At 49.3% G+C, this 20,480-nt stretch carries 23 protein-coding genes; 13 read left to right on the forward strand and 10 right to left on the reverse strand.

The window, feature by feature from the left end:
- Nucleotides 1-11 precede the first annotated feature (11 nt).
- Nucleotides 12-713, reverse strand: a complete 702-nt coding sequence (ung, locus tag SPB21_RS33350) for a uracil-DNA glycosylase (protein ID WP_499869358.1) — start codon at nucleotides 711-713, stop codon at nucleotides 12-14.
- Nucleotides 714-916: 203 nt separating this feature from the next.
- Nucleotides 917-1,234: an FkbM family methyltransferase gene (locus tag SPB21_RS33355; protein WP_499869360.1), complete on the reverse strand. Its 318-nt coding sequence runs from the start codon at nucleotides 1,232-1,234 to the stop codon at nucleotides 917-919.
- Between the two features lie 128 nt (nucleotides 1,235-1,362).
- Here SPB21_RS33355 and SPB21_RS33360 point away from each other — a divergent pair, with 128 nt between their 5' ends.
- The gene (locus SPB21_RS33360) at nucleotides 1,363-1,581 is read left to right on the forward strand and encodes a hypothetical protein (RefSeq protein ID WP_348917850.1); all 219 of its coding nucleotides are present in this window, start codon (nucleotides 1,363-1,365) and stop codon (nucleotides 1,579-1,581) included.
- Here SPB21_RS33360 and SPB21_RS33365 read toward each other — a convergent pair.
- Entirely contained in the window at nucleotides 1,529-2,203 is a 675-nt protein-coding gene (locus SPB21_RS33365) for an IS5 family transposase (protein ID WP_163659055.1), read from the reverse strand. The two genes, SPB21_RS33360 and SPB21_RS33365, sit on opposite strands and share 53 nt — an antisense overlap.
- A 373-nt stretch (nucleotides 2,204-2,576) precedes the next feature.
- Between SPB21_RS33365 and ppsA the strand changes: the two genes are divergently transcribed.
- From ppsA to speG, 5 genes are all read left to right on the forward strand, one after another.
- Entirely contained in the window at nucleotides 2,577-5,030 is a 2,454-nt protein-coding gene (ppsA, locus tag SPB21_RS33370; protein WP_163659054.1) for a phosphoenolpyruvate synthase, read from the forward strand.
- Between the two features lie 81 nt (nucleotides 5,031-5,111).
- Nucleotides 5,112-5,648 carry a universal stress protein gene (locus SPB21_RS33375; protein ID WP_250564983.1) on the forward strand — a complete coding sequence of 179 codons (537 nt, stop codon included), beginning with the start codon at nucleotides 5,112-5,114 and terminating at the stop codon, nucleotides 5,646-5,648.
- A gap of 160 nt (nucleotides 5,649-5,808) precedes the next feature.
- Nucleotides 5,809-6,306: a hydrogenase maturation protease gene (locus SPB21_RS33380; RefSeq protein ID WP_163665274.1), complete on the forward strand. Its 498-nt coding sequence runs from the start codon at nucleotides 5,809-5,811 to the stop codon at nucleotides 6,304-6,306.
- A 568-nt stretch (nucleotides 6,307-6,874) separates the two neighbouring features.
- Entirely contained in the window at nucleotides 6,875-7,357 is a 483-nt protein-coding gene (locus SPB21_RS33385) for a hypothetical protein (RefSeq protein ID WP_163701635.1), read from the forward strand.
- Between the two features lie 132 nt (nucleotides 7,358-7,489).
- Nucleotides 7,490-8,008, forward strand: coding sequence for a spermidine N1-acetyltransferase (speG, locus tag SPB21_RS33390; protein WP_163665278.1), 519 nt, complete (start codon nucleotides 7,490-7,492; stop codon nucleotides 8,006-8,008).
- 19 nt (nucleotides 8,009-8,027) lie between these two features.
- On the opposite strand, the gene SPB21_RS33395 is transcribed toward speG, so the two are convergent.
- From SPB21_RS33395 to SPB21_RS33410, 4 genes are all read right to left on the reverse strand, one after another.
- A complete protein-coding gene (locus SPB21_RS33395) occupies nucleotides 8,028-9,842 on the reverse strand; it encodes a cellulase family glycosylhydrolase (RefSeq protein WP_499057958.1) in 1,815 nt (604 codons plus the stop codon).
- 222 nt (nucleotides 9,843-10,064) lie between these two features.
- Nucleotides 10,065-10,322, reverse strand: coding sequence for a DUF2442 domain-containing protein (locus SPB21_RS33400; protein ID WP_163701642.1), 258 nt, complete (start codon nucleotides 10,320-10,322; stop codon nucleotides 10,065-10,067).
- The gene (locus SPB21_RS33405) at nucleotides 10,294-10,539 is read right to left on the reverse strand and encodes a DUF4160 domain-containing protein (protein WP_163701645.1); all 246 of its coding nucleotides are present in this window, start codon (nucleotides 10,537-10,539) and stop codon (nucleotides 10,294-10,296) included. Before SPB21_RS33405 ends, SPB21_RS33400 begins: the two co-directional genes overlap by 29 nt.
- Before the next feature lie 126 nt (nucleotides 10,540-10,665).
- Complete coding sequence (locus tag SPB21_RS33410; RefSeq protein ID WP_499869364.1) at nucleotides 10,666-12,168, reverse strand: cobyric acid synthase; 1,503 nt, start codon at nucleotides 12,166-12,168, stop codon at nucleotides 10,666-10,668.
- A 32-nt stretch (nucleotides 12,169-12,200) separates the two neighbouring features.
- Between SPB21_RS33410 and cbiB the strand changes: the two genes are divergently transcribed.
- From cbiB to SPB21_RS33440, 6 genes are all read left to right on the forward strand, one after another.
- Nucleotides 12,201-13,175, forward strand: a complete 975-nt coding sequence (gene cbiB / locus SPB21_RS33415; RefSeq protein ID WP_499869459.1) for an adenosylcobinamide-phosphate synthase CbiB — start codon at nucleotides 12,201-12,203, stop codon at nucleotides 13,173-13,175.
- Nucleotides 13,176-13,265: 90 nt separating this feature from the next.
- Nucleotides 13,266-13,751 carry a DUF433 domain-containing protein gene (locus SPB21_RS33420; RefSeq protein WP_499869366.1) on the forward strand — a complete coding sequence of 162 codons (486 nt, stop codon included), beginning with the start codon at nucleotides 13,266-13,268 and terminating at the stop codon, nucleotides 13,749-13,751.
- A 2-nt stretch (nucleotides 13,752-13,753) separates the two neighbouring features.
- The gene (locus SPB21_RS33425; RefSeq protein WP_499869368.1) at nucleotides 13,754-14,146 is read left to right on the forward strand and encodes a DUF5615 family PIN-like protein; all 393 of its coding nucleotides are present in this window, start codon (nucleotides 13,754-13,756) and stop codon (nucleotides 14,144-14,146) included.
- 42 nt (nucleotides 14,147-14,188) lie between these two features.
- Nucleotides 14,189-15,274: a threonine-phosphate decarboxylase CobD gene (gene cobD, locus SPB21_RS33430; RefSeq protein WP_499869370.1), complete on the forward strand. Its 1,086-nt coding sequence runs from the start codon at nucleotides 14,189-14,191 to the stop codon at nucleotides 15,272-15,274.
- A gap of 74 nt (nucleotides 15,275-15,348) precedes the next feature.
- The gene (locus SPB21_RS33435; RefSeq protein ID WP_499869372.1) at nucleotides 15,349-15,954 is read left to right on the forward strand and encodes a precorrin-8X methylmutase; all 606 of its coding nucleotides are present in this window, start codon (nucleotides 15,349-15,351) and stop codon (nucleotides 15,952-15,954) included.
- 22 nt (nucleotides 15,955-15,976) lie between these two features.
- The gene (locus SPB21_RS33440; RefSeq protein WP_499869374.1) at nucleotides 15,977-16,240 is read left to right on the forward strand and encodes a hypothetical protein; all 264 of its coding nucleotides are present in this window, start codon (nucleotides 15,977-15,979) and stop codon (nucleotides 16,238-16,240) included.
- 259 nt (nucleotides 16,241-16,499) lie between these two features.
- Here SPB21_RS33440 and cbiD read toward each other — a convergent pair whose 3' ends face one another.
- The 3 genes from cbiD to cobM all read right to left on the reverse strand — a co-directional run bounded on the left by cbiD (nucleotide 16,500) and on the right by cobM (nucleotide 19,433).
- Nucleotides 16,500-17,657, reverse strand: a complete 1,158-nt coding sequence (gene cbiD / locus SPB21_RS33445; protein WP_499869375.1) for a cobalt-precorrin-5B (C(1))-methyltransferase CbiD — start codon at nucleotides 17,655-17,657, stop codon at nucleotides 16,500-16,502.
- 256 nt (nucleotides 17,658-17,913) lie between these two features.
- A complete protein-coding gene (locus tag SPB21_RS33450) occupies nucleotides 17,914-18,645 on the reverse strand; it encodes a cobalt-precorrin-6A reductase (protein ID WP_499869377.1) in 732 nt (243 codons plus the stop codon).
- Nucleotides 18,642-19,433 carry a precorrin-4 C(11)-methyltransferase gene (gene cobM, locus SPB21_RS33455; RefSeq protein ID WP_499869379.1) on the reverse strand — a complete coding sequence of 264 codons (792 nt, stop codon included), beginning with the start codon at nucleotides 19,431-19,433 and terminating at the stop codon, nucleotides 18,642-18,644. The genes SPB21_RS33450 and cobM overlap by 4 nt, the downstream gene beginning before the upstream one ends.
- 457 nt (nucleotides 19,434-19,890) lie before the next feature.
- On the opposite strand from cobM, the gene SPB21_RS33460 reads away from it, so the two are divergent.
- Nucleotides 19,891-20,346, forward strand: coding sequence for a GNAT family N-acetyltransferase (locus SPB21_RS33460; RefSeq protein WP_163669167.1), 456 nt, complete (start codon nucleotides 19,891-19,893; stop codon nucleotides 20,344-20,346).
- The last annotated feature ends 134 nt before the right edge of the window (nucleotides 20,347-20,480 follow it).

The following is a 20,480-nucleotide window of genomic DNA, read 5'->3' on the forward strand; positions in this document are numbered from 1 at the left end:
GTAAAAAACGACTATAGCGACCATGAAATAGGTGCAATGCCATTTTTTTGCAAATATTCATTGGCTTTTGAAAAGTGCCGATTGCCAAAGAAACCACGGTGTGCTGAGAGCGGCGAAGGGTGAGGTGAGGTCAGCACTAAATGCCGTTCACGATCAATAAATTTTCCTTTCTGTTGTGCATAGCTACCCCACAGCAGAAACACGAGATTTTTTCGTTGCTGATTTAGGTTAGTGATAATGGCATCTGTAAATTGCTCCCAGCCTTTTCCCCGATGGGAGGCGGCTTTATGTTGTTCCACTGTGAGGACGCTGTTAAGCAGTAACACGCCTTGATCTGCCCAGCTTTGCAGGCAGCCGTGGTTAGGAGGTTTAATGCCCAGATCTTGCTCAATTTCTTTAAAGATATTAACCAGAGAAGGCGGCGGCGCAATGCCCTCCGGGACAGAAAAGCTCAAGCCGTGGGCCTGACCGGGGCCATGATATGGGTCCTGTCCAAGAATCACAACTTTGACTTGGTCAAATGGTGTGCTATCCATTGCATTGAACATCAGTGCGCCACGGGGGTAAATAACCTTGCCAGCGGCCTTTTCCGCCTTTAAGAATTTTTTTAGATCCTGCATGTAGGGAGTGGTAAACACATCTTCTAATACCGCTTTCCAGCTGGCTTCAAGCTTAATCGTACTATTAGAAGAGGACGAGGCTTCCATGGTCATAACGGGCCTGTATGGGTAGATGGTTTAGACAACTAGTAATTCGCACTATCATAAACTTTGTCATACCATTTCCCATTGTGACCGCTTACTGCAAGGAATGTATAGGCATGGTGCGTTCCCAAGAATCTATTGATAGGGTATGTAGGAGTACAGTGAAGAGAGCACTCTACAAGATCAAAAATCGCTCTAAAATGGGGTGGGTATTAATCGCCCAGTAAGTGTTTGTTTTTAGCTCGAATTAGCATCAGCGAAGCGTCACCCTGAAAATCACAGGAAAACCCCAAATGTTTCAGAAATTTTAGTAAGGTCATACCATCTCCTCGGGGAGAACCGCCAGCTTCAACAATTAAATATTTAACTGATGACTTTAGTAAGTCGCCAAAGGGCATTAAAATGCTATGTTCCGAGCCCTCAACGTCTACCTTGAGCACATCAACAGAACCTATCTTTTCCAATATTAACTGCAGTGTTGTTACTTCAACGTCTACACTGCTGCGAGCTGAGGGATCGGGTAAATTCAAGCAACAGATGTCTCATTTCCTCATAATATCCCCAAACTTTCTTCATACATTAAAGATGGTGATCCTAAGACAGGGGTACAACCCTTTGATGGGGATATCTCAGAGACTCATCAGCAATGAGGTCTATCGTGACTGGAGCAGTTTCGGGAAGAGTGATTGCTGTGCGAGGCAGTGTAGTCGATCTGTATTTTCCAGGCACCTTACCGGCCTTACATACCCAGGTGATTATCGGTGGAAGTGGCACTGTTGAAGTGGTGAATTATTTAGATGCCCATACCGTTCGGGGGATTGCGCTTATGCCCACCGATGGGTTCGCTCAACGACCCATCGATAAGGAGCCGGGATAAACCCCTCTCCTAGTTTTTTTGTCACCTCTAGAATGCAGTGATGAACGTGTTTTATAATCTCTCCTAAAGCTCCCTTATATGCTTGGTCAGCCAACACTTTCTCAAGCCTCACATAGGTCTCTAATACAGGACCTAACACTGCAACGGCTGCTTTAATATCCGCCATATTGGCGGCACTCACAAAACAATTTAACACCATGCCTAAGATGTCAACAACGATATGACGCTTACGTCCCTTGACACACTTATGACCATCAATTCCTTGTTCAGGTCCTTTTTTCTCTGAGGTCCTCACAGATTGACTGTCAATGCTGATCAAGCTCGGTTGCTCAGCTCGTCCCTCTGCGAGTCTTACTAGCTTTACCAAGCGTTCATTGATCTGGTCCCATAAGCCTATCTTGACCCAACGACGATAATAATCATAGACAGTTGACCAGTTCGGCAGATCATAGGGCATCGCACGCCATTTGATACCGTTATCGACCCAATACAAAATGGCATTCACGATCTCTCGTAAGTTCACTTCTCGAGGATGACCGACACCCTGATGGACGGGAATTAATGGCTCAACCAAGTCCCACTCATCATCGCTTAAATCTGAGGGATACGGAAGACAATTCATCCCTTCCTCCAGTGCTAACAACACTGCTGGTTATACAGGGACGAAAGGAAGAACATTCACTCCTTTACAATAATTTACGAACCCATTCTGAGTGGGAGTGCGGCTAAATAGTGTCGTTTCATAGTCTCCTCCTAGGTCAACAGCCAGGCTGTTGCACCCTGTTGAACGAGAACTCCATCGAGCAGACGACGACTCTCATCTACCCTGCTTTAATTGTTGCATGGATGCCAAAAAAGGGACTGCCCCCTGGTCTGGAGTTAATGAAACGATACGTGGGTGGGCATCCTCATAGATTCCTCAAAGTCTTGACTTATACCCAGATTGGAAACGGTCACCCCCGTTTCTAGTGATTGTTATTTTGGATTCTGTTTTTATGGTGCAAACGACCCCTGCAAATTTGGCCCCGACGCCGACTCAATCCGCCTTTATCCTTGAATTTGAGCGGATTACGATTGATGATGTTCCCTGTGTGGGGGGAAAAAATGCATCCTTGGGCGAGATGATTCAACAGCTGACGCCCCAAGGGGTGCAGGTGCCCACTGGGTTTGCCACCACCGCCGATGCGTATCGCTATTTTATACAGCAGGCCGGTCTGGACGAGGCGTTGAGAGCGCACCTAAGCGATCTAGATATCGACGATGTCACGGCCCTGCGCCACTGTGGTCGAACCGTCCGTTCGTTAATCCTCGACACGCCCTTTCCGCCGGAGCTCGAAGCGGCCATTGCCAAGGCGTACTTGACCCTCTGTGCTGACAGTGGGAATCCAGCGCTGGATGTGGCGGTCCGCTCGAGTGCCACCGCTGAAGACCTGCCGGATGCGAGTTTTGCCGGCCAACAGGAAACCTACCTGAATGTGCATGGTGTCAAGGGCGTGCTGGAGGCGTGCCATAAATGTTTTGCCTCGCTCTTTACGGATCGGGCGATCTCCTATCGCACCATCAAGGGCTTTGACCACTTTACGGTGGCCCTGTCGGTGGGTGTGCAGCGGATGGTGCGCTCGGACTTGGCGACCTCGGGTGTGATGTTCTCCATCGACACCGAAACCGGCTTTAAGAACGCGGCACTCGTCACCGCCGCCTATGGGTTGGGCGAGAATGTGGTGCAGGGGGCGGTGAACCCCGATGAATATTTAGTGTTTAAGCCGACCCTTCGGGAGGGATATCGTCCCATATTGAAAAAGCGCCTGGGCAGTAAAGAGATCAAAATGGTGTACGACGTGGGCGGTAGCAAGCTGACGAAGAATGTCCCGGTGTCGGAGGTGGAGCGTCAGCGCTATGCGATTAGTGATGATGAGATTTTAACCCTAGTGCGGTGGGCGTGCATCATCGAAGACCACTATACCCAGGTGCGGGGCACCTACACGCCGATGGATATTGAGTGGGCGAAAGACGGTCTCACGGGAGAGTTGTTTATTGTGCAGGCGCGCCCGGAAACGGTTCAATCTCAAACGTCAGCCTCGATTCTGCGTAATTATGTTCTCCAGGCGGATACCACCGACCTGACGCCCTTAGTGACGGGTCAAGCGGTGGGTGAAATGATTGGTCAGGGGTCCGCGCGGGTGATCCAATCGGTGCAAAACATGGCCGAGTTTCAACCGGGGGATGTGCTGATTACCCAGCGAACAGACCCGGATTGGGAACCGATTATGAAACGGGCGAGTGCGATTGTCACCGACCAAGGGGGTCGCACCTGCCATGCGGCCATTATTGCCCGAGAGTTGGGCATTCCGGCGATAGTGGGGTGTGGCAACGCGACCGAGCGTCTAGCCACCGGAGTGAGCGTGACGGTGACGTGCGCCGCTGGCGAAGTGGGTAAAGTCTATGGGGGACACCTGCCCTTTACGGTCGAAGAAACGGCGATTGATGACATCCCCCGGACGCGGACCCAAATTCTCATGAATGTGGGGAATCCCGAAGAAGCGTTTCATTTTGCGAAAATTCCGTGTGATGGGGTGGGATTGGCGCGCATGGAGTTTATCATTGCCAACCACATTAAAGTGCATCCCCTGGCCTTACTCAACTTTGACCAGTTAGCCGTCGGCCCCATCAAACATGAGATTGAGCAGCTGACCGCGCTCTATGCCCATAAGCCCGACTACTTTGTGGAACAGTTGGCCCATGGATTAGGGATGATTGCCGCGGCGTTTTATCCCAAGCCTGTGGTGATTCGGCTCTCCGATCTCAAGAGTAATGAATATGCGAATCTGTTGGGCGGAGCGTCGTTTGAACCGACCGAAGAGAACCCGATGATTGGTTGGCGGGGGGCCTCTCGTTACACCGACCCGCGCTATCGGGAAGCGTTTGGCTTGGAATGCCAGGCCTTACAGCGGGTGCGTCGAGACATGGGCTTGACCAATTTGATTCCCATGGTGCCCTTCTGTCGGACCCCCGAAGAAGGGCAGCAGGTGCTCACTGAAATGGCCCGCTATGGGTTAGTGCGAGGGGAACAGGGGTTACAGGTGTATGTGATGTGTGAGATTCCCAACAATGTGATTTTGGCGGATGAGTTTAGCCAGATCTTTGATGGCTTCTCCATTGGGTCGAACGACCTCACGCAGCTGACCCTGGGCCTCGACCGGGATTCTGCCCTGGTGGCCCATCTCTTTGACGAACGCAGTGCTGGGGTCAAGGCGATGGTACGTCAGGTGATTGCGAAGGCGAAGGCGAATCAGCGCAAGATTGGCATCTGTGGCCAAGCGCCGAGTGACTATCCTGAATTTGCTCAGTTTTTGGTGCAGCAGGGGATTGATTCCATTAGTCTCAATCCAGACTCTGTCTTAAAGACCACCTTAGCGATTGCGGCCATGGAGGCGGAGACCATGACCTAGGGAGCTGTCTGTGTAGGGGGGGCATGACGACGATGGATAATTGTTGGTCTATTCGATCTATTTTGATGGGGAGGTTGTGGGATGTTCACTAAAATTCTGGTTGCTCTCGATCATGGCGATACCTGCCATGAGCTCGGCCAACAATCGCTGACCCTTGCCCAGGCGACTGGGGCTGAACTTCTGTTTTTCAGTGTCTTAACCCCTGATGGGGGTGGGCATTTACCCCTCCCCGAACAGACTGGGCTGACAGCTTTCGCGTTAGGGGGGCACGAGAGTCTTTGGGAGGTGTATCTCAAAAGCTATCGTGACTATGAAGCGGCGGCAACCGAGCGGTTGCGTCACTTTGTTGACCAAGCAACACAGGCCGGTGTTCGGAGTGATTTTAAGCTGGTCAATAGCGACGTTGGTCGTGCCATTTGTGACCATGCAAAAGAGTGGTCAGCTGAGTTGGTGATGGTCGGCAGCCATGGCCGTAAAGGCTTGGGTGAGATGCTATTGGGCAGTGTGAGTAATTATGTCATGCATCATGCTCCCTGTTCGGTCTTGGTCGTCCATGAGCCGAATGCAACCAAACGTCATGAACACAAGACTGAGGACGTCATCGTAGACCATCAATAACGCCTCATCACACTATAGTTCTGCTCCCTTGTCCTCTACCAGGCAATTACGCCTGGTAGAGGACATAATAAAACGACATCAGTATCGTTTAGCAGGTAGATCAATTTGCTACTAGAATGTAGGTAGGTAAGACATCGGTAAATGAGTAGAGGAAGGTACCATGGCCAATGTTATTGACGGTTTTTCCTCTGAGGTTAGTCCTGTTTTTGTTGTGATTGGCTATGGTAATCCTGACAAAGGCGATGATGCCATTGGTCAGAAAGTCGTTGCTCAACTTCAAGGGTTAAAAACACCTAATCTCGAAGCTTATTCAGTTAAACAACTGACGCCAGAACTCTCTAGTAAGCTTGCCAGGGCAAGTGTTGCTATTTTTGTTGATGCTTGTAAATTAACAAATACTGACACGGTTCAAGTTAAACCATTGGATGCCCGTGGCACCGAAACTACGGGTTCTGCACTGCCTGGTTTTGGTCATTCCTGTAGTCCCTGCTCCTTGTTGGCATTGACCCAATCTGTCTATGGCCATTTCCCGAAAGCTTGGTGGGTTGAAGTGCCTGCCTGCGACTTTACCATGGGTCATCCCTTATCGGACCTGGCAGAACAAGGGGTGGATCAGGCATTACGAACAATTGCGTCATTAATAAGTTCAGCCTCGTAGGTCTCTATGGTTACGAGAGAGAATCATGGGCACACTGAACGTATGACAAGGCTGATTATTTCAAAGCTATAGAAAAGCTCAATATCCTTAAGGACATTGAGCTAAAGAGCTTAACCCTCCCAGTCTCGAACAACGCTATTATTTGCTGAGTTTTGACGGTGGGGTAGAACGCTTTAACCAAAGCTGGCACGAAGGGCAAACGTCTCAAAGCTGGATAGGATAACGATTATTCTATTAGGAATCCTCGCTCATTGAATATGCGTTTGCCCTGTGGTCTAAAGGGTGTTGTCCAGAAAGTTTCTAGATACATGTATAGTTATAGCTAGATATATGTATAGTTATAGGAGGGTGCTGTATCTTCAGAATCTTGTTCTCAATCAAGAAGCTGGGGCCGTGCAGCTGCCTCTCATCAAGTTGAAAAGACAATCATAATTGTATGCGTTTCGCTTGATCCTGGCCTCATGCTAGCTTGAACTTCTCTCAGGCTGAAAAGCTGGAAGAGGTTAAAGGAAAACTGGAAGAAATGCTCACTGTTCAAGCATTTGAGTCGATAATAGGGTGAATGCACATGCCGTTTCGTGCTCCAAAAGTGATAAGTGCGCTCAAGCGCTTCTTCTCCGAGAAGAACGCCGTCGCGGGAGTTTCTGACGCGTTTTTGATCGTCACTGTTATCAACAGCGTTATGATGGTAACCGGCCTCGACACACCGAAGGAAGGACGGTTTGCTTACGTTCATCTCCTGCTTCGACTGGGAATTCTCACAGGGATTTGGTTTGTTTTCTATTTCTCGTACACCATCGCATCAACCAAAGAGTTCTTTCGGGACCTTCAAGCCGGGATCGGTCGGTATATTCGCCACAACGTGTATGACGCGATCGCAATAACCTATACATCGTTGGTCGTTCTCCTCTGTGTCGCCGGCTCGACAGGCCTGTTCCCTCTGCATGGCGGGCGGGTGCTCTATCAGGGATTATTGTTGCTGTTTCCTGCCGTCTGCATGGGAATCTTGGTGACCAAGGTGCTGGGAAAGAAGGACGAACCAAAAACATGAGCTGCATGATGCACAGGTTATCTACAGCGGATGATGAGCAACGTTATATTCAAATGCATAGGGCCATGAAAAGTATCCTAACTGTTCAATTAACCATGGTTAGATAGACCTACCGTTAAGTTATGGAAAACCATGCCTGAACAATTAACATTACGTGCTCTAGAGAAAACAGACCTAGAATTTATTCATAAATTAAACAATAATCGAAATATAATGGCCTACTGGTTTGAGGAGCCGTATGAATCATTTGATGAATTGGAAGACTTATACAAAAAGCATATTCACGACAATACAGAAAGACGTTTCATTGCTGAAGATAGCGACGGCAATTCCATAGGGCTTGTAGAACTCCTGGAAATTGACTACATCCATAGAACATCAGAGTTCGCAATCATTATTTCACCGGGTTATCAAGGCAAAGGATTTGCGAGATCTCTGATTGCCCAAGCCTTAGATTATGCTTTCTCGATTCTCAACCTCAATAAAGTATATCTTCTTGTTGCAGTGGAAAATGAAAAAGCAATTTATCTCTATAATCAGTCAGGATTTACTGAAGAAGGTCGCTTGATCCAAGAAGTGTTTACAGGTGGAAAATATCGAGATGTTATCCGGATGTATATCTTGCAAGGCACATTTTTTAGTGCCCAGTAGTGCAAAATAAACGTTCTTTCTAGACGGGTAAACTAGGATCGAGAAAGCCAAAATGGGTAGCGGTCAAATCACCAGTGGTGACATTTTCCAACACGACTGAGGTGTTTGCATCAATCACAATGGCGGCATTACTCCCCCACTGTTGCAGCAAAGGTTGAACCTCACTGAAGGTAGAAACTCCCAAATCTAGTAATATCAGCCGATCAGCAGCGAGTTCAAAGTCTTTAACGAAGTCATTGCCAGCCGTAATAACAAACTGATCGTCACCAGCATTACCGACATAGAAATCATTATCTTCCTGCCCCCAAAGAATGTCATCACCGGCACCGCCAAAGAGGGCATCCTGGCCTAACGCGCCCAACAGCAAATCATTATCTGGTGTGCCGTAAACTTGTAAATCAGGATCATCAAAGTGGAAAGAGCTGGCACTGAGATGATTGATATCGATATTTTCCATTACGATTGAGGTGTTTGCATCAATCACAATGGCGGCATTATTTCCCCATTGTTGTAGTAAGGGCTGAACTTCACTGAAAGAAGAAATTCCCAAAGACTCTGAGAGCACTACAGTATCAGCACCTACCTCAAAATCTTTGACAAAGTCGTTGCCAGCCGTGAAGACAAATTGATCGTTGCCAGCACCACCAACATAAAAATCATCGCCACCAAACCCCCAGAGAATATCATCGCCTGCATGACCAAAAAGCTCATCCTGGCCTTGGGCACCAAACAATTGTTCATCATTACTGGGAGTCCCATGAATAGTTAACCCTGCATACTCCTGCAACACTCTGCCAGTTGGACGAATTAAACCATCGTCATTCAACAAACCATATCGATTTGTATTCCCAGAACTGGCTGGATCGTCAAACGGACGGTATGCGATCGCAACTTCCACATCATTCCATCCCTGAATTAACTCAAGGGCTGTTTCCATATAGTCGACCCGCAGCTCAGACGACACATCTCCCCAGCCATTACCAATCCGCCAGCCAAATTCCGTAATCCAGAGGGGCTGAGCAACCAAATTCCGCAATTGTTCCATGCCATATTGAAACGACCATAGCTGATCCAGGGTGGGCTGAGCAGTGGGTGCAAAGGTTGTATCCGGTGCCCAGGGAATCCCAGTGGAATCATTAGGACGGGTGTAGGGATGCACCGCCAGACCATCAAACATGGCCCCGGCATCGAGTAACGCCTGGACATACTGAAAATCGGTGCCCGCTACCGAACCACCCAATACGGTGACATTTGTATTGGCAGCGTTAGCAGCATTGTGAAGAGCAGTGTAGGCGGCATTCAATAATGGGGCATAATCACTGGCAAACCCTGTATCGATCAGAGCATAGGCCGTTTGGCCGTTGACGTCCCGGAGATCTGTGGCGGGATCAGCGCTACCCCAAAACTCAAACACATTGGGTTCATTCCAAATTTCCCAAGCCGTAATATTGTCGCGGACACTAGCCAATTGATTGTAGAAGTAAGCAACCGCATTCGCAAAATCATTCACATCTGCTGGCGGATGCCAAATGTCATCGTTAGGGTTGGGGCGCGCCCATTCAGGGGTTTGGGCAAATAACATAACAACCTGGACCCCATTGTCCTCAGCATACTGAATAGCATCACGGACATCATTGATGTAGTTGTTATTCCATTGACCTTCTACAGGTTCTAGCTCATGCCAATCCCCTGGAAATCGAACCACATCCGAGCCTAGTCGAATGGCTTCATCAATGTAGTTCTTGAAGGTTTCAGCCCGAGATGAATTGTCATTAAGGTGGGAAGGGCCATCTGTAAATAATAAGTGGACCCCATATAAAGTATCGCTTGCCATGGCAATTTTATACTCCAAAAACCACTGGGTAGAACAATCTCAGCAATTTCATCTGTAATTCAACTGATGATTAGCGCCCAGCCTATGGTGACTAAGCCTACGATAGGCTACCCGGAAGATTTATGGGTGGAACGTATCTGTATCCGAAGTTAGGTATAAAAACGGAGATTCTGTGATAAACAATGTTCAGATAAAATAAATATGATCTGGTGTCAGGGAACCTTACCTGGCTGGCGCAGGTGCACCACGCAACATTCCTGATGTACTTAGATCTTCATCAATCTCTTCCCAATGTAGACCATAGCCACCTCCACAAAGCTCCCATTTCTCTCGTTGTTCTGAAGTTGCCTTTAATAATCTTGGATACCACACCAGTGGGACGACAATTGTTCGTCCATCCATGAGATCAACGCTAATTGTCTCTTCTGTAAATTGAACTGCTTTTACCCGCTCATCCACCTGAATTGCCGAAGTACCCATGCCAAGCCTCCAATAATTTTTCTTGATTTGCCTCAACAATGGCCTGTATTTTGCGTAACTCCTTTGGACTAAATCCAATGTTAGATGCTAGCTTGACAGACTCGATCCAGAACTTGGCTGATGAACTATCACGATCAATATGAATATGAGGTGGTTCATTAGGTTCATGGCTATAAAAGTAGAGCCGATAAGGCCCTACTCTCAAGATGGTCGGCATATTTCAGGGATATCACGCTTATTAAGCTTAGCAAATCAGGAGTGGTCTGTATATCTCAACGGTTTTGCCCATAGTGCCGCTCATCACTATCGGACATATTCGGACATATATTTTGTATTAGCTTCATCAGACCAGATCAACCCAATCGCGAATGAGGGCCATATCGCAGTATTCCTCCAGAGTGTCGGCCATCTGATCGTAGAGCTTAAATTGTTGTTGTTGCCAAGATATGGTGCCAGGTCGATAGTCTTGCACATGTGCCAGTTGGGCTAAAGCCTGGCGCATAGAGGTGGATTCAAACAATCCGTGGAGGTAGGTGCCCCATACGTGACTTTGGGTTGTCTCCCAGGTGTGGACGCAGTGATTGCCCTCGGGTCGCTGTGTTCCCTGCACTTCAATCTTTAGCAAGGGTGAAGCTGGAATATGGGAGGTCATTATCTGGGTTTGGCCCATGTGGATTTCGTAGGCTTGCCAGGTGTCTGTTGTGTTGTTATGGGTTGAGATCGCACTCACCTGCCGCACCTCTTTTTCAGCAATAAACTCAGTGGCAATGGGCAACAGCCCCAACCCTGGTACCTCCCCTGCTAGCCCCGCATAGCCATGGGGGTCCGAGAGAGACTGCCCCAGCATCTGATAACCGCCACAGATACCCACAATGGGAATACCCCGTTGAGCTGCCTGTTGAATCGCGATCGCTAATCCCGTCTTTCGTAGCCACTCCAGATCCTGCAGCGTGTTTTTGCTACCGGGGAGAATAATGGCCTGGGCATCCTTCAGGTCTTCTGGTGTGGTTACCCAACAGGTGCGAATCCCCGTATCCAACTGCCAGGGTTGACTATCCTGGGAATTCGACACCCGAGGAAACCGAATCCAGGCGAATTTTGCACCACTGCCAAATTCTTCTGCTTCTTTACATAGACTGTCTTCACTTTCTGGCTGCAGATGACCCCGGTAGGGCAACGTGCCCAGGTAAGGAAAATCCGGTAGGTGCTTAGCAAAATGTTCTCCTGCTGTATCAAATAAGCTGAGGTCGCCGCGAAACTTGTTAACGATAAACCCTAACCCCAGGGATTTTGCCGGTTCCGGTATCAAGGTGTGGGTGCCAATAATTTGGGAGAAAATGCCCCCCCGCTCAATGTCTCCCACCAATAGCCAGCGCCCCTGCAGGTATTGAATGGGCCGCAGGTTGACAATGTCTCGATGCATCAGGTTCAGCTCCACCGGGCTGCCCGCTCCTTCTAACAGCAAAACATCGCAGCGATCGCGCCAAGAGTCCAGGGTTTGCGCCACCACCTGCCAGATATCCTCAATGTGCTGGTAATAGTCCCCCGCCCGAATATGCTGCTTCGGCTGCCCCAGCAGTACCAGCTGAGACGTACCATTGCCCGAGGGTTTGAGCAACACCGGATTGTGCTCCGCCACCGGACGTACCCCGCAGGCCGCCGCCTGGGCCGCTTGGGCCCGCCCAATTTCCCCCCCCTCCAGGGTGACGTAGGAATTATTGGACATATTCTGTGCCTTAAAGGGCACCACCTTTACCCCCTGTCGCCGCAGCCAGGCCCCGAGGGCCGTAACAATCCAGCTTTTACCAGCATTAGACGATGTACCGAGGACAGACAGTGCTTTCATGGGGGGATGGGGTGGATGGGTGAATGACTACTATGACTGAATTTGTGGATGGTTATGCGGCCATTGTGCTGATGGGGGCGGCAGGGCTGGATTTTCTAGTGGGGGACCCGTGGCACTGGCCTCACCCGGTGCAGGCGATGGGTTGGGTAATTCAGCGGTATACCAACCTGGCGTTTAAGGCGACGCAGTCGGCAAGGGTGCTGAAGGGGCTGGGGGTGTTGCTGAGCGTTCTTTTGGTTGGGGGGAGTGCGATGGTGGGCTGGGGACTGGTTGCGATCGCACGGTGGTTCAATCCCTGGCTTGGCCTAAGTTTAGAAATAATCTTAGTCGCTTCCTGTTTTGCCGGACGCAGCCTGCGAGATGCAGCAGAAGATGTACTCGCGCCGTTGCTACAGAACGATTTAGCCGAGGCTCGCCAGCGTATGAGCCGCTATGTCGGGCGCGATACCCACGATCTGGAGAGACCTGAAATCCTTAGAGCGGTGTTTGAAACTGTTGCCGAGAATAGCGTTGATGGCATTATGGGGCCTTTGTTCTATGCCTTAGTCGGAGTCGTCACCCCCCTGGGTAGTGCCTCCTTAGCATTGGCCTATAAGGCCGCCAGCACCCTGGACTCCATGGTGGGCTATCGGGCCGCCCCCTATACCGACATTGGCTGGTGCAGCGCTAAGTTCGAAGATGCCTTAACCTGGCTTCCCTGTCGTTTAGCCGTGTTAACCCTGGCTCTAATTTCTAGAAAACCCCGAACCGTGATCGGCCTTTGCCAGAGAGATGCCGCCGCTGACCCCAGCCCTAACTCCGGCTGGAGTGAATGTGCCTATGCCGCCAGCTTGGGGGTGCAGGTAGGTGGAAAGAACGTCTATAAAGGTGTGGTTAAAGTGAAACCCCTGATGGGCGACCCGATACGTGCGATTACGCCTGAAGTAATTCGAGAGTGTTTGCAGTTAAATCGGTTTTGTTTTTTACTATGGCTCAGTATTTGGTTAAGTGTCAGTCAGTTCTGGTAGCGATAGGATACTGAAAGCGTTGTGTTACTGCTACATAGCCAACCTTTGACAAGTGCTAAAATTTAAGCATTGTTGACTAATGTGAGGGGCATGACGCTAGAAATATCTCTAGAACCCGCCTTAGAGGCTCTACTTTGTCAAAAGGCAACCGAACAAGGTCAAGATCTCAATAAGATAGTGACTGAATTAATTACCCATGCCCTACAAAATGAATCAGATAGGGAATCGGTTAGTATTAGTCGCACTGAACGTGGTTTAACGATTCAAGGTACTCGCATTACTCTCTACGACGTAATGGATTATCTAACAGCCGGATATGAAAATGAGACTATCCGGAAGATGTTGAGTTTAAATCAAGCTCAGTGGGATGCTGCTCAAACCTATATTGCGGCCCATCATATAGATATTATTGGTGAGTATCATCAGGTTTTAGCGCAAGCTGAAGAAAATCGCCAATACTGGGAAACCCGTAATCAAGAGCTACTGACTTACAGAGAATCTATAAAATCTGAGCATGAAATGACGGCGGCTCATAAAAAGCTGCAAGCCTGGAAAAACAGGCTGAACGCCCAATAATCATGAGCTATCTAGTTGATCATAATCTTGAAGGTCATGCAGTCCTGAGTTCCAATACTATTGCTACTGAGGGGTGGTTAGAGTTATTAACAATTCGTTTGGTCACATTTGAAGACGTTGGCTTACCTTTTGATAGTAGTGACCGAGTTGTTTGGCAATTCGCCCAATCTCATAAGATGATTTTGCTGACAGCAAATCGGAATATGAAGGGAGACAATTCATTAGAGGAGATTATTCGTAAGGAAAACACAAATACCTCTTTACCAGTCGTAACAATATCTAACCTGAGGCGATTGGGAAATAGCCACTATCGAGAGCAATGTGCTGAACGTCTTGTCGCAATTATTCTGGACCTTGACAAATACCTTGGAACTGGTCGACTATACATTCCTTAACATATTGCAGTTGGATGTCTGTAATTGGCTACCTGGCACCCTATGACTACAGCTCCCTCCCCATCCAGCCCAGGTCGCCCTACCCATGGTGGTAACCGTAATTGGGCAGCTCAGCTTGCCAATTGCACACCGGAAGAGATTTTAGATTTTTCTGCCAGCATTAACCCGTTGGGACCGCCCCCATCTGTCTTGACAATACTGGCGGAGCAGTTGCAGCACCTAACGGCCTACCCTGACCCCAGATACCCTCAACTGCGGTCAGCCCTCAGTAACTTTCACCATTTGCCCATGGACTGGATCTTGCCCGGTAATGGAGCCGCAGAACTATTAACCTGGATGGGGCGAGAATTGGCCCAGTTAGATGCCACTTATCTGGTCACACCCGCATTTGCCGATTATCAACGGAGTCTCAAGGCTTTTAACGCCAGGATTGTTCCTGTGCCCATGGATCTAGCAGCAGTGCCCCCCCAGGCAAACATAACAGCATCGACTAACTGCGGCTTATTGTTGAACAATCCCCATAATCCTACGGGTACCCTCACACTGCGAAAAGATTTAATCCCTTATCTTGATCAATTTGCCCTGGTGGTGGTGGATGAAGCCTTTATGGACTTTTTGCCGCCGGAGCAGCAGCAAAGTGTATTGGATCTGGTGCCGGACTTTCCTAACTTGATTGTGTTGCGATCGCTAACCAAATTCTACAGTCTGCCGGGTCTACGGCTGGGCTATGCCGTGGGTCATCCTGACTATCTAAAACGTTGGCAGCAGTGGCGGGATCCATGGCCTGTGAATACATTGGCTGAAGTGGCTGCGATCTCAGCTCTCCAAGACCATTCATTCCAGCAACAAACCTGGGACTGGTTGCCCCCTGCCCGCGATGCCCTTATTGCAGGGCTCCAAAAATTACCTGGACTTACCCCCTTAGTCGGTGCCGCTAATTTTCTCCTGGTCAAAACAGAGGTTCCTTGCACTCAATTACAAAAGGATTTACTTAAATCTCACAAAATTCTGATTCGCGACTGCCTTAGCTTTCCAGAACTCGGGGAGAATTATTTTCGCATTGCTGTTCGTCTTCCTGGAGAGAACGATCAATTATTAACCGCCCTTGCCCAGGCCTTACAACCTTAACCACGCGGGGACGTTGCATGCAACGGTCCCTACAACGCCCAAATTCCTCATCCTGCCGCCTTCGTCCTTTACCTATGCACCCGATCACCGTCGAAAGTTTTGCCATCATCGACCGAGAAATTGACCATCACAATTGGCCCCCTGAGGAATATGCCATTATCCGCCGGGCCATCCATTCCACCGCTGATTTTGAACTTCTAAACTTGTTTGAGTTCAGCGATGGTGCAGTGGCAGCAGGGATAGCGGCACTTCAGCAACGGCAACCCGTAATTGTCGATGTACGCATGGTGCAAATGGGCATCACAGGTGTTCTCAAGGGCATAGGACATTCTTCTATTGCCTGTGCTCTGGATTATGTTCCAGAGGATTTTATACCTAGTGCCGCCGTCACCACCCGCACGGCAGCGGGCATGTTGACCCTGACACAACAATACTCCACTGGCATTTTTGTTGTCGGTAATGCCCCTACAGCTCTACTTGCCCTAGTGGAACAAATTCGCAAAGGACGAGTAAAACCAGCCCTAGTAATCGGTGTACCTGTAGGCTTTGTTGCCGTTGAAGAAGCCAAACAGGCTCTAGCAGAGGTGCATGTGCCCCAGATTCAGGTGCGAGGACGTAAAGGAGGGTCTCCAGTGGCTGCTGCCATCGTTAATGCCCTGGCCTATTTATCCCAGGAGTGAACAATTTTTAATCAAACAATAGATGACAACCCTTGTAGGGGCAGGTCTTGTGCCTGCCCTGGGACAACGTATGCCATTTCGCAACATTTCGTCAAACATTGAAAAGCAGACGACAACCCTTGTAGGAGCAGGTCTTGTGCCTACCCTGGGACAACGTATGCCATTTCGCAACATTTCGTCAAACATTGAAAAGCAGACGACAACCCTTGTAGGAGCAGGTCTTGTGCCTACCCTGGGACAACGTATGCCATTTAGCAACATTTCGTTAAATATAAATCCTGGTTGATTGCGCCAGATTGTCCAGGGTGGGCACTAGGCACCACCCCTACCAGGTTATCCATTCTTTTTCACAGATCATCTGAGAGATAGGCAAATTCCAAAAAACATTGAAAAATAGGCGACAATCCCGGTAGGGGCAGGTCTTGTACCTGCCCTGGGAAAACCTATATCATCCAACGGAATTTGTTGTATATGATTCTGGTTGATTGCGCCAGATTGTCCAGGGTGGGCACTAGGCACCACCCCTACAGGGGTGTCCATTATTTTCAAAGATCATCCGAGAGATAGGAATTTAATTGTGTATCCTGGGCAATGATGTGGCCTTTGCGATCGCACAACACTGTCCCCACCTCCACCCGCACATTGGCATACTTCTGAATATACGCCTGGGCGCGATCGCTAATTTGCCTTGCCAACAACCCAAATACCGAATCAGCTAAACCCACTTCTATCAAAAGTTCATGGGCTGCTGCCGCCGTAGGAGATGCCAACACTGAACGAATTACCGCCAAACGATCCGTCGTTTCCGGAGTCTCCTCCACTTGTGCAATTGCCGCTGCCAGTATCGGTAGTTTGCCATCCGCCACATGACTCGACGTGTTGAAAATCCCCCCTGCCAACTTAACCAACTTGCCGTGATAACCCAGCAGCAGCACAGATTTTGCACCCCGTAACCCTGCTTCCGCCAGCATTGGTCCCATCCAGTTACCCGTCTGCACAATATGTTGTGCGCCAATCCCCAACCGGTGGGCCGTATGCTGACCATTGTGACCAATACAAAACACCAGATGCGGTGTCGTCTGAACGGCCTTTTGCAAGCTAGCTCGATACTCTGCTAACTGGTCAGTGGACGAGTGAGGTTGAGAGATACCGCTGGTGCCCGCAAGGGCGAGTCCTTCCAAAATGCCAAAAGCTTCATTGGAGGTCCGTTGGGCCAACCGACGCCCTTCTGGCAAAATAATCCGCACCCTGGCCTGATACTGAGTTGGAATGAGAGGGCGAACATTCACATCAAACAGTTTACGAGCATAGGTATAGAAAGCAGGTTCTCCGGCGGCAGTGTGACCGATGCCTTCACCCGCTTCCAAGATCAGATTGTCTTCAGCATCTGCACCAATTTCTTCTAGATTTACCCAGGCCCAGATAGGGGTATCGCGGGTCAGGTCAAGATTATCGCCGGGGTCGCTAAGACAAATGCTAAGGGCCGTGGTGGAGTCGATGTTGGCCACTTGCTGGATTGTAACTTCAGCCTCACCTGGAGCCAAATCAAGGGTTACTTGTATCTCGTGTTCCTTGTCAGATAGTAGGGCCTTAGAAACCTGTTCTTTCTTTCCAAACTCTCCAGACTGAACAAGCAGATGGATGAGAGCAGCTTTAGCGGCAGCAACAGCAAAAACTGGCAGTGTATACCCGGCTCGGGCCATAGAATCTCCTTATAGATATCTCGTAGGGGCAGGTCTCGTGCCTGCCCTGGGATAACCTATGCCACCAACCAGAATTCGTATGTATGAGATCTTGGCTGATCGCGTATGGCATTACGGGGTAAGCATAAGGCATTACGGGGTAAGCACAAGGCATTACGGGGTAAGCACAAGGCATTACCCCTACAGAATTATTTAGTTATCCTGGCTAATCGTGTGGGGTATCGCGGGGTAGGCACAAGGCACGACTCCTACGGGATCATGCATAGCAACAAAATTCAATGACCTCATCTAAATTATAGGTTTGTTGGGGATAAACTAATGCAGGACGAGCAATCACTAATAGTCTCACTTCCAGGGCTTTGGCTGCGGCTAGTTTTACGGGGACTCCTCCTGGACCACCGCTGGCTTTGGTGATGACGGTATCCACTCCCAGACGCTGCCATAGGGTTTGTTCTGCTAGGGCATCGGTGGGGGAGCGATCGCAAATCAGCTGTTTTGGTTCAAACCCAAGCTGGATGGCCTGAGCTTGAGCCGTTGGCAGAATTCTGGCCCAGATGTCAGACCGCTGTTGCCAGGGCTGAAACCGATGCAGTGCTTTGATACCCAGGGTAAGGAGCACACGACGATTGTCCAGATATTGAGGTTGCAAAAGGGTCTCTAAATCAGGCACGGACTCCGCAGGTGGCTCTAGAGAACAGGCCTGGCGTTCAAACCGCAGGTAGGGCAAGCCGAGGGCCATGGCCTGTTTAGAAATTTCGGTGGCAAAGGGATGGGAGGCATCGACAATGGCACGAATGCGGTGCTGCCGAACCAAGGTTTGTATACTGGCCCAATCCAATGCCCCTGGCTGTATCTGACCAGGCAGCCCCTGATACAGCTGCCCTGCCGTAGGGGAAACGACGGTCACCAACCACGAAATCCCTTGCTGAGTGAGTCGCTGGGCAATGGCTCGACTTTCACTGGTGCCGCCGATTAGCCAAATGGTCACACCCTGGATAAATGGGGACGGAAGAGGTGGCTGTGGCCTGGATTATAGAGTTGCGATCGCGCTTCTTGGGCAGCCAATGCCGGACTAATCAGATACATCACGGTGCGATCGTGGCCTGATTCCTGAGTCATGGTTGCCATGGTATCCAAACGCCCTACAAAAATCTCTTCATCGGGCCAGCCCAGGCGATAGCAAAGGGCAACAGGGGTTTCTGGTGGATAATGGGTCATTAGCTTATCCTGGGCGGCAGCGGCATGGCGAGCGCTGAGGTAAAGACACAGAGAAGCCCGGTGCGCGGCCAGGGAGGCCAGGTCCTCATCGCCTGGCACATTGGTACGGCCCTGCACTCGGGTAAGGATAATGCTCTGCACTAATTGAGGTACCGTTAGCTCCACCGCCAAACGTGCTGCTGCTAGCTGAAATGCACTGACCCCCGGCACAATTTCAAACGTTATCTGATGCTTAAGCAAAAACGCCATCAGCTCATGGAGTGCCCCATAGAGACACGGATCGCCATCTTGCAATCGCACCACACGCTTGCCTTTGAGCACCCGTTCTTGGAGCATTGGCAACCAGGTTTCTAAGGTATGGGATCGGGTATCGATGGTTTCCACCGTTGACTGACACCATTGCAGCATCTGTTCAGGTACCAGCGACCCAGTGTAGAAAACCGTATCTGCCGTCGCTAGGAGATTCTGACCGCGAACGGTAATTAGGTCTAGAGCACCGGGACCAGCCCCGATAATTTGGACTGGCGATTGTTGAGATGAAGGGATGGTCTGGGTCATAGGTTAAAAAACAAGGGTGGGTATGGGTTTTAGCGGTGAATTTGTTATGCAGTGGTAAGAGTGTTATTGTCCTGGGCAATCAGCTTACATCCAGTGCGGATAGCTGTTTTGCTAGCAACCTGAGAAAGGTTAGTCGTGGGTTGATCCTCAGCATCGACAATGTCTTTATTCTATTGCCCAATGGAAAATAAAGGGCTAATGATTTGGGTTATGAGTATTTTTTGTTAGAAGACTGTTGTGTATCGTTGGTGCTGGAGTTTCATCGGGTCTCAGTGGAGATGGTTCACAGGCGCAAGAAAAGTACCCCTGTGGGTACTAAGATCAACAATCAGGTGGCAAATAAAATTCCGTTGCATGTTTTTCGCGCTGGCATCCGTATCTCATCCCGCCGCAGTTGCAACACGACCCACTCACGATCAACAGTAGTTGCAACTATAGCTGCTGGCGATTACCGATAATGATCAACATACGTTCTTATGAAGTTACAGATTGGTCCAGGCTGTGCGAAATCCATGATGCATCACGTGTCGATGAACTGACATTAACTGTTGGTATGGATGCGTTCCTGACCCTTGGGCAAACAGCCAAGGAGGAGGGCCTTTTTGATGGTCAACTCTTTGTTGCAGAGGTCGATAATGTTATCCAAGGGTTTGTTGCCTATACGAATGAAGAACTTACCTGGCTTTACGTTGATCCTAAATTTTATAGAAAAGGTGTGGGTCGTGCGTTAGTCCAACATGCTGTTGCAAACTCAGCACCAACTATGGCAATTGAATTGCTTGAAGGCAATACACCTGCACTGGAACTGTATCTTGCTGAAGGCTTTAAGGTCATAAAACGCATAGAAGGCCAGCTTGTAGGTAATGAAGAGTTTGCCGCAGTAGGTCTTGTTTTGAGACGTGAAGAGACTTGAGGGGCATCAGTCCGTAGAATAATCTTCTTGTTTATAGCCAGAAAAAACAATTACATAATATGAGGCACTTTCTGTCTATTTCTTAAAATATTTGAGTGAATAAGCGCAAAGGCACCAGAAATAGCGACGATGTA

Source organism: Leptothoe sp. ISB3NOV94-8A (assembly GCF_043421595.1).
GTDB lineage: Bacteria > Cyanobacteriota > Cyanobacteriia > Phormidesmidales > Phormidesmidaceae > Leptothoe > Leptothoe turfae.

What these genes read in the sequence shown, in the direction of transcription:
- ung (WP_499869358.1), bottom strand. Translation starts at nt 713, where the DNA reads ATGACCATGGAAGCCTCGTCCTCTTCTAATAGTACGATTAAGCTTGAA.
- SPB21_RS33395 (WP_499057958.1), bottom strand. Translation starts at nt 9,842, where the DNA reads ATGGCAAGCGATACTTTATATGGGGTCCACTTATTATTTACAGATGGC.
- cbiB (WP_499869459.1), top strand. Translation starts at nt 12,201, where the DNA reads ATGACTGAATTTGTGGATGGTTATGCGGCCATTGTGCTGATGGGGGCG.
- SPB21_RS33425 (WP_499869368.1), top strand. Translation starts at nt 13,754, where the DNA reads ATGAGCTATCTAGTTGATCATAATCTTGAAGGTCATGCAGTCCTGAGT.
- SPB21_RS33365 (WP_163659055.1), bottom strand. Translation starts at nt 2,203, where the DNA reads ATGAATTGTCTTCCGTATCCCTCAGATTTAAGCGATGATGAGTGGGAC.
- SPB21_RS33375 (WP_250564983.1), top strand. Translation starts at nt 5,112, where the DNA reads ATGTTCACTAAAATTCTGGTTGCTCTCGATCATGGCGATACCTGCCAT.
- SPB21_RS33420 (WP_499869366.1), top strand. Translation starts at nt 13,266, where the DNA reads ATGACGCTAGAAATATCTCTAGAACCCGCCTTAGAGGCTCTACTTTGT.
- SPB21_RS33435 (WP_499869372.1), top strand. Translation starts at nt 15,349, where the DNA reads ATGCACCCGATCACCGTCGAAAGTTTTGCCATCATCGACCGAGAAATT.
- SPB21_RS33385 (WP_163701635.1), top strand. Translation starts at nt 6,875, where the DNA reads ATGCCGTTTCGTGCTCCAAAAGTGATAAGTGCGCTCAAGCGCTTCTTC.
- SPB21_RS33440 (WP_499869374.1), top strand. Translation starts at nt 15,977, where the DNA reads ATGACAACCCTTGTAGGGGCAGGTCTTGTGCCTGCCCTGGGACAACGT.
- SPB21_RS33410 (WP_499869364.1), bottom strand. Translation starts at nt 12,168, where the DNA reads ATGAAAGCACTGTCTGTCCTCGGTACATCGTCTAATGCTGGTAAAAGC.
- SPB21_RS33405 (WP_163701645.1), bottom strand. Translation starts at nt 10,539, where the DNA reads ATGCCGACCATCTTGAGAGTAGGGCCTTATCGGCTCTACTTTTATAGC.
- SPB21_RS33380 (WP_163665274.1), top strand. Translation starts at nt 5,809, where the DNA reads ATGGCCAATGTTATTGACGGTTTTTCCTCTGAGGTTAGTCCTGTTTTT.
- SPB21_RS33400 (WP_163701642.1), bottom strand. Translation starts at nt 10,322, where the DNA reads ATGGGTACTTCGGCAATTCAGGTGGATGAGCGGGTAAAAGCAGTTCAA.
- speG (WP_163665278.1), top strand. Translation starts at nt 7,490, where the DNA reads ATGCCTGAACAATTAACATTACGTGCTCTAGAGAAAACAGACCTAGAA.
- cobM (WP_499869379.1), bottom strand. Translation starts at nt 19,433, where the DNA reads ATGACCCAGACCATCCCTTCATCTCAACAATCGCCAGTCCAAATTATC.
- cbiD (WP_499869375.1), bottom strand. Translation starts at nt 17,657, where the DNA reads ATGGCCCGAGCCGGGTATACACTGCCAGTTTTTGCTGTTGCTGCCGCT.
- ppsA (WP_163659054.1), top strand. Translation starts at nt 2,577, where the DNA reads ATGGTGCAAACGACCCCTGCAAATTTGGCCCCGACGCCGACTCAATCC.
- SPB21_RS33460 (WP_163669167.1), top strand. Translation starts at nt 19,891, where the DNA reads ATGATCAACATACGTTCTTATGAAGTTACAGATTGGTCCAGGCTGTGC.
- cobD (WP_499869370.1), top strand. Translation starts at nt 14,189, where the DNA reads ATGACTACAGCTCCCTCCCCATCCAGCCCAGGTCGCCCTACCCATGGT.